Genomic DNA, 12342 nt, shown 5'->3' with positions numbered 1-12342 from the left:
GGAAAAAGCCCGGCATCGCCGGGCTTTTTTTATCGCGCAGCGCGGTTCAGTGCTTCGCTCACGCGTTCGACGACGTGCTGGGCGGTGACGATGCCGCCGGACAGATAGACCTCGGCCGCCGGCAGGTAAACCACCTGGCCTTTTTTCACCGCCGTGGTTTTCTTCAGCGCGGTGCCGGTGAGGATTTTCTGCGGCGCCACCGCGTTCGGCCGACCGGTCGCGGCGTCTCTGTCGATGACGAACAGCCAGTCCGGGTTCAGTTTGGCGACCTGCTCAGGCGTCAGCTTATTGCCGCGCACGTCTTTTTCATCGGACTGCAGCGCGGACGAGAAGCCGAGAGCGTCATAGACGAAGCTGAAACGGCTCTTGGGGGCGTAAGCGCTGATCTTGCCGCCGGAGAACAGCACCACCAGCCCGCGTCCGGCCTGGGCGGCCTGCGGTTTGACCGCCGCGATCTGCGCATCCAGCTTATCGATCGCCGCCTGCGCCTGTTGCGGTTTATCGAACAGCTCGCCCAACTGGCGGGTGCGCTGTTTCAGGCTGCCCAGCTGATCCTGCTGATCGACGGACATGTTCAACGTCGGTGCCAGCGTGTTCAGCTCGTCATAGGCTTTGGACGCCCGGCCGGCGATCAGGATCAGATCCGGTTTGGCGGCGCGCAGCACGGCCATATCCGGTTCGAACAGGGTGCCGGCATTGAGGTATTTGTCATCCTGATAGCGCTTCAGGTTATCCGGCAAGTTCTTGCGGTTGCCGGGCAGCGCCAGCGGCTCGACGCCCAGCAGCTGCAGCGTTTCCAGCGAGGCGTAATCCAGCACCACGATGCGCTGCGGGTGCTTCTTCACCTCGGTGCTGCCGTTCAGGTGCTGGACGTTGACGGTGGCCGAGGCCGCCGGCGCGTCGGTTTTGCTGTGGCAACCCGCCAGCGCCATCGCGGCCAGCAGGGCGATCATCAGGGGGGAGCGGCGTAATCTCATGGAGCTTCCTCTCGGTGATGGAATGAAAAGGGCGCGCAGCGCGCGCCCGGGGGCATCAGAAGTTGTAGGTCATGCCGACGGTGTAACGGCGGCCGTCCAGCGTGGTGCGATAGTGATCGTAATCCACGGTCTTGTCGAGAATGTTGTAGACCCCGCCGGTCAGCTGCAGGTTTTTCGCCGCCTGGTAGCTCAGGCCCGCATCGACGAAGGTGTAGGACGGGGTGCTGGTCTCCATCGACGTGCGGCTCAGGTAGTCTGAGGTGCGGCTGCGGAAGTTAACGCGCGACCACAGGCTGAGGTCTTGCGTAGCCTGCCAATCCAGCACGGTGTTGATCATGTGCTTAGGCATCTGGTTCAGCGCCTTGCCCTGGAACTCGCCGCTTTTCTGCTCGGAAGCGGTGTAGGTGTAGTTGGCGTTCCACTTCCAGTCTTTATTGATCTGCCAGCCGAAGGTGGCCTCTACGCCGCGCATATTGGCTTTGTCGACGTTGACGCGATCGCTGATAAAGTCGTAGACGTCATTGCCGATCTTACAGTCCGGCGTGTCTTCGCAGCGGCGCACTTCGGTGATCTTGTTCTTGAAGTCGGTGTTGAAGACCGTCACCCCAGCGTTTACGCCTTTCAGGCTGTCCCACATCAGGCCGATCTCTTCGCTCAGGCTCTTCTCAGGCTGCAGATCCGGGTTGCCGACGATGATGCCGTTACGCACGCCGCCGCCGGTGACCTGGCCCCAGCTGGCGGAGGATTGGCGCAGATCCGGCGAACGGTAGCCGGCGGAGACGCCGCCTTTCATCGTCCACTGTTCGGTCAGGTGCCAGACGCCGTACATGCGCGGCGACCAGTGGCTGCCGAAGTTCTGATCGCGATCCATACGGATGCCGCTGGTCAGGCTGAAGTCGTTGGTCAGCGCCCATTCGTCCTCGGCGAACAGCGCCCAGCTCCAGCGCGTCAGCTGGTTGACGTCTTGCGCCGAGCTCAGCTGGTTGCCGCTGTCGCCCAGTTTCTCATAGCGGTATTGGCCGCCGAGGTTCAGCATGTGGGCACCCAGCTCGAACTGGTTCTGGGTGTTGAAGATGGTGTTGTACATCTTCATCTTGCGGCCCGGGTTATTGGTCTCTTCCCGCTGAACGTAGCTGGTGGAGTTACCGAAGTCGTAATAACCGTTGTGGGTCAGCGCGTAGTTGGTGCGGGTGTAGAGATTTTCGCTGCGAGAGGTAGGTTTGCACTTGCCTTTGCTGCAGCGCTCCGCCACCACCGATTTGCCCGGCGTGCTGTTGCGATCCTGCAGCGAGCGGCCGATTTCGAAGTCGAATTCGTTTTTCTCGTCCGGCGTCAGAGTGAACACCGCGGTGCCGCTGCGCATGCGCTGTTCGTTGTAACCGTTGGCGATTTTATCTTCCGCGCGGCGCGACAGCAGGCCGTTGACCCGCACGCCGAGCAGGCCTTCAATCAGTGGGCCGGAGGCGTAGGCGTTGGTCTGGAACAGATCGCCGGAATCGCGGTTTTCCTGGAGGGTGGCGTCGCCGTGCAGCGAGCCTTTCCACTCGGTGCGGGAAGTCTTGCGGGTGATGACGTTGATCACGCCGCCCATGGCGTCGGAACCGTACAGCGAAGACATCGGCCCGCGCACCACTTCGATGCGCTCGATGGCTTCCATCGGCGGCAGCCAGCCCTGTTCGATGCCGGCGTTATCGCTGTTCGGCCGGGTGCCGCGGGTGTCAACGCGCTTGCCGTCCACCAGGATCAGCGTGTACTTGGAGGACATGCCGCGGATGCTGATGTCGCTGCTGCTGGCGCCGCCGGTGACGACCACGCCCGGCACGTCTTTCAGCGCGTCGGTCACGTCGCGATAGGCCTTATCTTCGATCTGCTGGCGCGGGATCACCGAGATGGAGGCGGCGGAGTCCTGAATTTTTTGCTGGAAGCCGGAGGCGGTGACGACCATGGTGTCTTGGGTGTCGTCCTGCGGCGCGGCCAGTGCGGCGGTGGCGCTGAGTGAGGCGATCACCAGAGCGGCGAGCTTGCTGTAACGTGGCGTTTCCATGAGGTAAACCTTTCCTGGATTGAAGTGAAAGTAATTAACCAATTGAATTTCTAATGAAATAATTCATCGTTCGCTGAGAAATCCGTCGCTTCGTCAGCGTTGCGTGAGGCCATTGTAAGGATTTTTTACTGAATGTAAACGCTAATGATAATTCATATCATTTGTATGCTTGTTATTCTGGCGGGAAAGAGTAACCGGATGAATTAAAGGGAAAAGCGGCGCAGCAGACGTGCGCCGGAGAGGATCAGCGTTTCTGGATATAGGTGATGGCCAGCGCCAGCGCCAACACCAGGCCTTTGATAATGTCCATGGCGTAGTAGGGCACCGACAGCATCACCAGGCCGTTTTGCAGCACGCCGAGGATCACCGCGCCGATCAGGGTGCCGAGCGCATTGGGTTTGCCGGAGCCCGCCAGCGAGAAGCCGATATAGGCCGCCGCCACCGCGTCCATCAGATAGCCGCCGCCGGCATTGACCTGCGAAGAGCCGATACGTGACGCCAGCAAGATGCCGCCAAGCGCCGCCAGCCAGGAAGAAATGACGTAAGCGGCAACCCTGTAACGCACGGTGCGGATGCCCGACAGACGCGCCGCCTCGGGGTTGCCGCCGATGGCGTACATGCGGCGGCCGTGCTTGGTCAACGACAGAAACAGCTGCACCGCCACGGTGACCGCCAGCATGATCAGCACGATCACCGGCACCTGGCCGAGGGCGGAAAACACCTCCGGGATCAGGCCTTCCGCCATGTCGCCATTCGGCAGCACCATGTTTTGGGTGATGGAGCCGCCGTAGCTGTAGGTCATCGCCACGCCCTGGATCACGAACAGGCTGGCCAGCGTCGCCAGCATATCGGGAATTCTGAACACCACGATCAGCAGGGCGTTGAACAGGCCGACCAGCGTGCACAGCAACAGCGTCACCACCATGGCGCCGGCGGTGCCGAACCCGTGCCAGACGAACAGTGAAATCACCAGCGCGTTGGCCAGTGAGGCGGTTGAGCCGACCGACAGATCGAAACCGCCGACCGACAGCGAGATGGAGACGCCGATGGCGATCACCGTCACGATGGCGATCGAACGCAGGATATTGATGATGTTGTTGGCATCGAGAAAGTTGTCCGACGCCAGGCCAAACAGGGCGACCAGCGCCGCGACGGTCAGCAGCATGCCCCACTTGTAGAGGAAATCAAACAGCTGTTGGCGCCAGGGCAGCGCCGGCCGCAAGGCAAATTCTTTACTCACGCAGGGGTTCCTCCGGTGGAATAGAGCAATAAGGTTTCTTCGTCGGTATCGGCGGCGTTCAGCTCCGCCACGATGCGGCCGTCCCACAGCACGCAGATGCGATCGCACAGGCCAACCAGCTCGGCGAACTCGCCGGAGGCGTAAATCACGCCTTTGCCGGCGCGGGCCAGGCCGTCGATCAGGCTGAACAGTTCCTGTTTGGCCTTGATGTCCACGCCCTTGGTCGGCTCATCGAAGATCAGCACGTCGGCGTCGCCGCGCAGCCACTTGCCGATCGCCACTTTTTGCTGATTGCCGCCGGACAGGCGCGCCAGCCGCTGTTGCGGACCGGAGGCGCGAATGTTCAGACGCTGCATGATCTCGCGCGCCCAGCGCAGCTCTTGCCGCCGGCTGAACAGGCTCCAGCGCGAGAAGCTGTCATCGGCGCTGACGCTCAGGTTCATCGGGATCGCCTCATCGATAAAAATGCCTTCTTTGCGGCGTTCTTCCGGCACCAGCGCCAGCCCCTGTTCGACCGACAGATGCGGCGCACGCGGCGCCCAGGGCTGCCCGCGCAGTTCGCCGCGTTCCAGCAGCGCGGCGCCGGCGCCGAACAATGCCTTGCACAGCTCGCTTTTCCCGGCCCCGGCCAGCCCGGCGATGCCGAGGATCTCGCCTTCATGCAGCCGCAGCGAAACGTCGCGCAGCTTATGGCGATCGCGCAAGCCCTCCACCTGCAGCAGCGTACGCTCCGCGTGCGGCGGGCGCGGCGGCGGGAAAATGTCGTCCAGCCGGTGGCCGAGCATTTTCTCGACGATCTGTTCGCCGCCGAGGCCGCGCATGGCGTCTTCGCTGACGCGGCGGCCGTCGCGCAGCACCGTCAGCCGATCGCAAATGTCGCTCAGTTCGTGGATGCGGTGAGAAATGAATACGATGCCGATGCCTTCGGATTGCAGGCGGCGCACCACGTTGAACAGGCGCTCGCTCTCGGCGCGATCGAGCGGCGCAGTCGGTTCATCGAGCACCAGAAAACGGCAGCGGTGCGACAGCGCGCGCGCCAGCAGCACCTGCTGTTTTTCCGCCAGCGTGCAGTCCGCCAGGCGTCTGCGCGGGTTGAGCGGCAGCGCCCATTGCTGCAGCAGCTCTGCGGCGCGGCGGTGCAGTTCCGCCCAGTTCAGCCAGTGGCCCGGTTCGTTCAGCCAGTCCAGCATGATGTTTTCCGCCACCGACAGCGTGGGGATCAGCGCGACATCGACTTCTTGCTGCACCACGTGGATGCCGTGGCGGCGCGCCTGCAGCGGGGAATGAATTTCCACTGCCCGGCCGTCGATCAGGATCTCGCCGCGGTAGTGATCGTGGGCGCCGGAGAGGATCGCCATTAGCGTCGATTTGCCCGCGCCGTTGGCGCCGACCAGCGCGTGGATTGAGCCGCCGTGCAGCGTGAAGTCCACGTCCTGCAGCGCGTTGAAGCCGGCGAAGGCGATCGAGATATTGCGCATCTCGAGGCGCGAAGGCGTTGCGGTTGACATTGCGTAGTGAGGCCGTTTAGATGTTTAGATGGCTGTTTTACTCTGTTGTAACACAGATTGCGCCGTTGGCAACCAACAAAATGGCATAACGGCGATGAAAAGCGTGGGCGGACAGGGGCGCAACCCGCGTCAGGCTGCGCCGGAGCGATAAACGGTCAGAAGGTGGTGGGGGTGTGTGCGCTGACGATGCGGCAGATGCGCGCCGAGGTATTGCTGAAGCTGTGCGGAATGCCGGTGTTGATGGCGTAGCTCTGACCGGCGGTCAGGCAGTAACTCTGGCCGTTGATGGTCAGCACGATCTCGCCCTCCAGCAGGGTGCCTATCTCTTCGCCCTGATGCTTGATCTTTTCGCCGGTGGTGGTGCCGGGCTGGTAGGTTTCCAGCATCATCGCCAGGTTGCGCGTCGGGCTGCCGTTGTGCACCAGCTTCATCGACACCCCCTGGCTGCCGATCTCAATCAGATCCTCGACGTCGATCACCACGCGCGGCTCGTCGACGGCCTCCGGTTCGGCAAAGAATTCCGACAGCGACAGGCCATACACCTTAAGCAACTTTTGCAGCGTGCTGATGGCCGGGCTGACTTTGTCCTGTTCGATGGTGCTGATCGCACTGTGGGTTAACCCGGACAGTTCGGCGACCCGGCGCTGTGACAAACCCAATTGCTGGCGGATCTGCGACAGGCGTTTGCCCGGTGCCAAGCTGGCTTCGCTCATAGCGGTACTTCCTTCTGGTAAGGGCGACAGGCTGAAATGACGATCGGTATCGGGCGCCTGCCTGGTCGATAACGATGCTGCATGATATCGGTAGTTAGGGTAGGTTTGGAAAATATATTGCCCATGCTCACCGTCGGCGCGGCGGACAAAATAGTTGACGTGAAAATGGCGGCAAGGCCTTTTCGGTCAATATTTTATCAATTTAGCAGCCGATGGCGAATAATCAAACAGGATTGTAACATTTGCAAACCCATTCTGTTAAGACTATGTTTCATGTTGTGGATGTTATTTTGAGCGCCCGCAGCGGCGCGACCTGGCGAGAAATCCAATCATGTGTTGAATCGAACGGCGGACGGGCGCCAACGCGCCTTAAGAGCATAATGGCGGGTGACGTATGCAAACCAATAGCGCAGCAGTTGAACATTTTGCACAGCATCATGAAGAGAGGCGAAGTAGCGCGTTCCAAAATGAGGTCGCTCATTATTTGGAACGCCATCCCGCCACGCAGTATATCGATATCCTTCTCACCGATCTCAATGGTTCCTTCCGCGGCAAACGCATACCCGTCTCAGGGTTGAAAAAACTGGAAAAAGGCAGCTACTTCCCCGCGTCGGTGTTCGCTATGGACATCCTCGGCAACGTGGTGGAGGAGGCCGGCCTTGGGCAGGAACTCGGCGAACCGGATCGCGTATGCCTGCCGGTGCCCGGTTCGCTGACGCCGTCGGCGGCCGATCCGCAGCACATCGGCCAGGTGCTGCTCACCATGCTGGATGAAGATGGCACTCCCTTTGACGTTGAACCCCGCAATGTGCTGAACCGCGTGTGGCAGGCGCTGCGACAGCGCGGCTTGTTCCCGGTGGCAGCGGTAGAGCTGGAGTTTTATCTCATCGATCGGCAGCGCGACGCGGAAGGCGATTTGCAACCGCCGTGTGCGCCCGGCACGCAGGAGCGCAACACCCAAAGCCAGGTGTACTCCGTCGATAACCTGAACCATTTCGCCGAGGTGCTGAACGATATCGACGCGCTGGCGAAGCTGCAGGGGCTGCCGGCGGACGGCGCGGTGGCGGAGGCCTCGCCGGGGCAGTTCGAGGTCAACCTGCGCCATACCGACGATATCTTGCAGGCCTGCGACCACGCGCTGGCGCTGAAGCGGCTGGTGCGGCTGGTGGCCGAGAACCACGGCATGCACGCCACCTTTATGGCCAAGCCCTATGAGGATTACGCCGGCAGCGGCATGCACGTGCACGTCAGCATGCAGGATGGCGCGGGCAACAACCTGTTCGCCGACGGCGAAGGCGAGGATTCGCCGCTCTTGAAACAGGCGCTGGCCGGGATGATCACCCTGATGCCGGCGTCGATGGCGCTGTTGGCGCCGAACGTCAATGCCTATCGGCGTTTCCAGCCGGGGATGTATGTGCCGATCCAGGCCGCCTGGGGCCACAATAACCGCACCGTGGCGCTGCGCATTCCCTGCGGCGAACCGGAGAACCATCGGGTGGAGTATCGCGTGGCCGGCGCCGACGCCAATCCGTATCTGGTGATGGCGGCGATCCTGGCCGGCATGCTGTACGGGCTGGACAACCTACTGCCGCTGCCTGAGCCGGTGACCGGCAACGGGCTGGAGCAAGAGGGGCTGCCGCTGCCGATCCGCCAGAGCGACGCGCTGTACGAGTTTGAACATCAGCACGCGCTGACGCACTATCTCGGCGAGCGTTTCACCCGCGTTTATCACGCCTGCAAGACCGACGAACTGCTGCAGTTTGAACGGCGAGTGACGGAAACCGAGATCGACTGGATGTTGAAAAATGCCTGAATAGGCGTATAAAGTAAGAGGTATGTGCGGGCGACTGGCCTGCCGGCAGCGGATTAATTCGCCTGCCGGGCTGGTTTTCCGTGCGATCGACAAAAAGAATTTGTATTTGAGGGTTTCCGGATCTTGTCATTCGGAGGCATTCTGGTGCAAAATATCTCAAATGCAGATAGCCGACGTTTTGAAAGCGTCGGTTATTTTTTTTGCATTATGTTTTACCAACGTAGCGTTTCATACACCAAGCGAGGCCGGACACCGATCCGGATAGATAAATAGTTTCGTGCACGATCAAACAAAACTTTATGGTCGTGACTCATGAGGATTAGAAAGATGGGGCAATTTTTCACTTTAGCGCCGGTGCCCGCCGGTTTCCGCTGTGGCCGCAGCGACTATGGAGCAGCCGAGGTTACCTCGACCCGTTATCCAGCTTACAACCCCCTTCTTTTAGAATTAAGTCGCTCGTTGCGAAGTTTCCCCGCAACCTTAAGTCTTGGCGTGTCCGCCATCCGCAAGGCTCAAGGTAAGGGGGGGCTGAACAATGTCCGATAACACCATCAACGCCGCTCCGGCTCAGCGCACTCAGCTGCGTAAAACCCTGACTTTAGTTCCGGTAGTGATGATGGGCTTGGCTTACCTGCAGCCAATGACCATTTTCGATACCTTCGGCATCGTATCCGGCCTGACCGATGGTCACGTCGCGACCGCGTACGCCTTCGCTCTGCTGGCGATCCTGTTTACCGCCCTGAGCTACGGCAAGCTGGTGAAGAAGTTCCCTTCCGCCGGTTCCGCCTACACCTACGCCCAGAAAGCCATCAGCCCGCACGTCGGCTTTATGGTGGGCTGGTCATCGCTGCTGGACTACCTGTTCATGCCGATGATCAACATTTTGCTGGCCAAGATTTACCTGGAAGCGATCTTCCCGGGCGTACCGTCCTGGATCTTCGTGGCGGTGCTGGTCGGCTTGATGACGATTTTCAACCTGCGCGGCATCAAGCTGGTGGCTAACCTGAACTCCATCATCGTGGTGGTGCAGGTGGCGATCATGATCGTGTTCCTCGGCCTGGTGATCAACGGCATTTACCACGGCGAAGGCGCCGGTACGCTGGTCAGCAGCCGCCCGTTCTGGTCCGATAACGCTCACGTGGTGCCGATGATTACCGGCGCGACCATCCTGTGCTTCTCGTTCCTGGGCTTCGACGGCATCAGCTCGCTGTCCGAAGAGACCAAAGACGCGGAAAAAGTGATCCCGAAAGCCATCTTCCTGACGGCGCTGATCGGCGGCATCATCTTTATCGTGGTGTCTTACTTCGTGCAGCTGTACTTCCCGGACATTTCGCGCTTCAAGGATCCGGACGCGTCGCAGCCTGAAATCATGCTGTACGTGGCGGGCAAGTTCTTCCAGTCGGTGATCCTGGTGTTCTCCTGCGTGACGGTATTGGCGTCGGGCATGGCGGCGCACGCGGGCGTTTCGCGTCTGATGTACGTGATGGGCCGCGACGGCGTGTTCCCGACTCGCTTCTTCGGCTATGTGCATCCGAAGTGGCGTACCCCGGCGCTGAACGTGCTGCTGGTAGGCGCCATCGCGTTGTCCGCGGTGTCGTTTGACCTGGTGACCGCGACCGCGCTGATCAACTTCGGTGCGCTGGTGGCCTTCACCTTCGTTAACCTGTCGGTGATCTCGCAGTTCTATATTCGCGACAAGATGAACCGCACCGTGAAGGACACGTTCAACTACCTGATCCTGCCGGTGATGGGCGCACTGACCGTCGGCGCGCTGTGGATCAACCTGGAAGCCAGCTCGATGACGCTGGGCCTGGTTTGGGCTGCCATCGGCCTGATCTACCTGGCCTTCGTCACCCGCAGCTTCCGTCTGCCGGTGCCGCAAGCGAGCGAAGACGCCGCCTAAACGCGAGCCGTCTCCTCAGCCACAAAAAAGGCCGCTTTCGCGGCCTTTTCCTTTTCTGCTGCGGCGGATTTTATCCCACCAACTCTTTGCCGTAATCGAACAGCGCTTTCAGCAGGGCGGTTTTCTCTTTGTCGCCTTCGTGCAGGTTATACAGCGATTCGAGCTGCAGCAGATAGCTCTGCACGCGCTCCGCGCTCAAGGCTTCCTGACGATGTTGCAGCCAGCGGCGCTGCTCGGCGTCGTCCAGCGTATTCGGGTAGTTGCGCGCGCGGAAGCGGAACAGCAGCTCTTTCATGCGGCCGTCGCTGAAGGCCAGATCCAGCGCCGGCAGGTTCTGCGGCTTGGTCTGCTGGATAATCCTCATCGCCGCCTTGTCGGCGTCGCTGAAGAAACCGTCGTACAAGCGGGCGTCGACGTCCTCGGAACCTTTGAACGGATCGGCTTCGGCGAACAGCGCGACCACTTTCTCGCGCACTTCCGGATGCTGTTTCAGCAGCTGCAGATTTTGCAGGCACGCCTGACGATCGATGCCCAGCCGCTCGGCGTTCTCCGGCAGCAGGGTTTTGGCCGGCGCCAGCACCGGGCATTTGTTGATGTGCACCAGCTTGATCGGCACCGGCGCCTGATCCGGCGCCAGATCGTCGCGGCGGGTGTACAGCCGCTCACGCAGCTGCTCGGCGCTCAACGTCAACAGCGGCGTCATGTCGCCGGCCAGATCGCACATGATCACCGCGTTCTTGTTGTCCGGGTGCCAGGCCAGCGGCGATACCCAGCTGGTATTGCCGCGCGCCGCGCCGAACATGCCGGAGACGTGCACCAGCGGCGTCATGTCGGCGACGTCGATCAGGGCGTTCAGCTTGTGTTTATTGCGGTGCTGCAACAGGAAATCGAACAGCCGCGGCTGCGCCTGCTTGACCAGCTTGGCCATGGCGATGGTGGCGTAAACGTCCGACATCGCATCGTGAGCCTGCGTGTGCTCGACGCCGTTGGCACGCGTCAGGTGTTCCAGGCGGAAGCTGGGGAAACCGTCTTCGTTTTCCGGCCAAACGATGCCGTCCGGGCGCAGAGCGTAGCAGGCGCGCATCACATCCAGCAGATCCCAGCGCGAGTTGCCGTTTTGCCAGCTGTAGGCGTAGGGATCGTAGAAGTTGCGATAGAAGATATTGCGGCTCACTTCGTCATCGAAGCGGATGTTGTTGTAACCGAGAATGCAGGTGCCGGCCACGCTGAAGGCCTGATGGATTTGGCGGGTGAATTCGGCTTCGTTAACGCCTTTGGCGCGCGCCACCTGCGGCGTGATGCCGGTGATCATCACCGCCTCCGGTTCCGGCAGGTAATCGTCGGCCGGGGCGCAGTAGATGACCAGCGGCTCTTCGATAATGTTGAAATCCATATCGGTGCGCACGCCGGCGAACTGCGCCGGGCGGTCCAGCGACGGGCTCTTGCCGAAGGTCTCGTAATCGTGAATGTAAAATGTGGCCGTTGCCTTGCTGCTCAAAATCGCGTCTCTTCAGTGGCGGATACAATATGCCTCTATTGTAACGGCGTGGGGAGCGATGCCAAGCGGCGGTTAGCGAAATGCGCGCAATTACGCACGGCGATAATAATTCAGCCGTTGATGAAAGTAGGGGAGCAGGTGGTCGGGGACCTGTTGTTCTGTTTCCGCCTGAGTGGAGGCGATGCCGTAGCGTTCGTTGTAGATCACGCTGATGGCCAGCAAATCGGTTTCTATTTTCTCGCGTTGCGCCTGCGGTAAGCTATCCAGCTTTCGAGCCATCGTTATCTCCCTGTTAACCTTAGGGCATAATAGGATCGTTAGCGGATATTGTCCCTACCCATTCCGGGGGGCAGTCGACGCCTGAGCGCCGGGTTGCGCGCAAGGCGCCTGGCCGTGGCGGGCGGCGAACTCGCTCTCTGCGTGATGTGCCTGGAAGCGATCCACGCGTTGATACAGCGAACAGGCGCCGCCGATCACCGCCACCCAAAACAGGGTGCATAGCAGCAAAACCCCCAACCAGATTTTTTGGTTATAGGTCATAAGTCCTCCACGGACGAAAAGAGAAATAACATTGACCGTTAAATTAAATCAGGGGTTACATCAATGGTATTTAAACAGCAGGGATTAATCGTAATCTTGTCCCGAC

10 protein-coding genes are annotated in these 12342 nt (G+C 60.6%); 2 read left to right on the top strand and 8 right to left on the bottom strand.

From position 1 onward, the window contains the following. Positions 1 to 29: 29 nt before the first annotated feature. The 5 genes from EDY99_RS13425 to puuR all read right to left on the bottom strand — a co-directional run bounded on the left by EDY99_RS13425 (position 30) and on the right by puuR (position 6482). Positions 30 to 977 (bottom strand): siderophore ABC transporter substrate-binding protein, encoded by a 948-nt coding sequence (locus EDY99_RS13425; RefSeq protein ID WP_033643794.1) that lies wholly within the window; start codon positions 975 to 977, stop codon positions 30 to 32. A gap of 55 nt (positions 978 to 1032) precedes the next feature. Further along, positions 1033 to 3021, bottom strand: a complete 1989-nt coding sequence (locus tag EDY99_RS13420; RefSeq protein WP_123061838.1) for a ligand-gated channel protein — start codon at positions 3019 to 3021, stop codon at positions 1033 to 1035. 244 nt (positions 3022 to 3265) lie between these two features. Next, positions 3266 to 4261 carry an ABC transporter permease gene (locus EDY99_RS13415; protein ID WP_033651904.1) on the bottom strand — a complete coding sequence of 332 codons (996 nt, stop codon included), beginning with the start codon at positions 4259 to 4261 and terminating at the stop codon, positions 3266 to 3268. Next, positions 4258 to 5769: a sugar ABC transporter ATP-binding protein gene (locus EDY99_RS13410; RefSeq protein ID WP_122004459.1), complete on the bottom strand. Its 1512-nt coding sequence runs from the start codon at positions 5767 to 5769 to the stop codon at positions 4258 to 4260. The genes EDY99_RS13415 and EDY99_RS13410 overlap by 4 nt, the downstream gene beginning before the upstream one ends. A gap of 155 nt (positions 5770 to 5924) precedes the next feature. Next, positions 5925 to 6482, bottom strand: coding sequence for an HTH-type transcriptional regulator PuuR (gene puuR, locus EDY99_RS13405; RefSeq protein ID WP_123061837.1), 558 nt, complete (start codon positions 6480 to 6482; stop codon positions 5925 to 5927). Positions 6483 to 6876: 394 nt separating this feature from the next. Here puuR and EDY99_RS13400 point away from each other — a divergent pair, with 394 nt between their 5' ends. Both EDY99_RS13400 and EDY99_RS13390 read left to right on the top strand, forming a co-directional pair. After that, a complete protein-coding gene (locus EDY99_RS13400) occupies positions 6877 to 8295 on the top strand; it encodes a glutamine synthetase family protein (protein WP_033643789.1) in 1419 nt (472 codons plus the stop codon). A gap of 535 nt (positions 8296 to 8830) precedes the next feature. Continuing rightward, entirely contained in the window at positions 8831 to 10198 is a 1368-nt protein-coding gene (locus EDY99_RS13390; protein ID WP_025303526.1) for an APC family permease, read from the top strand. Positions 10199 to 10268: 70 nt separating this feature from the next. Here the strand turns inward: EDY99_RS13390 and sbcB are convergent, their stop codons facing one another. The 3 genes from sbcB to EDY99_RS13375 form a co-directional block, all read right to left on the bottom strand. Further along, positions 10269 to 11696, bottom strand: coding sequence for an exodeoxyribonuclease I (sbcB, locus tag EDY99_RS13385; RefSeq protein ID WP_123061836.1), 1428 nt, complete (start codon positions 11694 to 11696; stop codon positions 10269 to 10271). Between the two features lie 90 nt (positions 11697 to 11786). Next, positions 11787 to 11975, bottom strand: a complete 189-nt coding sequence (locus EDY99_RS13380; RefSeq protein WP_033643787.1) for a DNA polymerase III subunit theta — start codon at positions 11973 to 11975, stop codon at positions 11787 to 11789. 54 nt (positions 11976 to 12029) lie between these two features. Beyond that, positions 12030 to 12236: a hypothetical protein gene (locus EDY99_RS13375; protein ID WP_033643786.1), complete on the bottom strand. Its 207-nt coding sequence runs from the start codon at positions 12234 to 12236 to the stop codon at positions 12030 to 12032. Positions 12237 to 12342 lie beyond the last annotated feature (106 nt).

Origin of the sequence: Serratia sp. LS-1, from assembly GCF_003719595.1 — a bacterium.
Taxonomy (GTDB): Bacteria; Pseudomonadota; Gammaproteobacteria; order Enterobacterales; family Enterobacteriaceae; genus Serratia; species Serratia ureilytica.
Note: the sequence above shows the minus strand (reverse complement) of the source record. Positions and strands in the feature narration are given on the sequence as shown.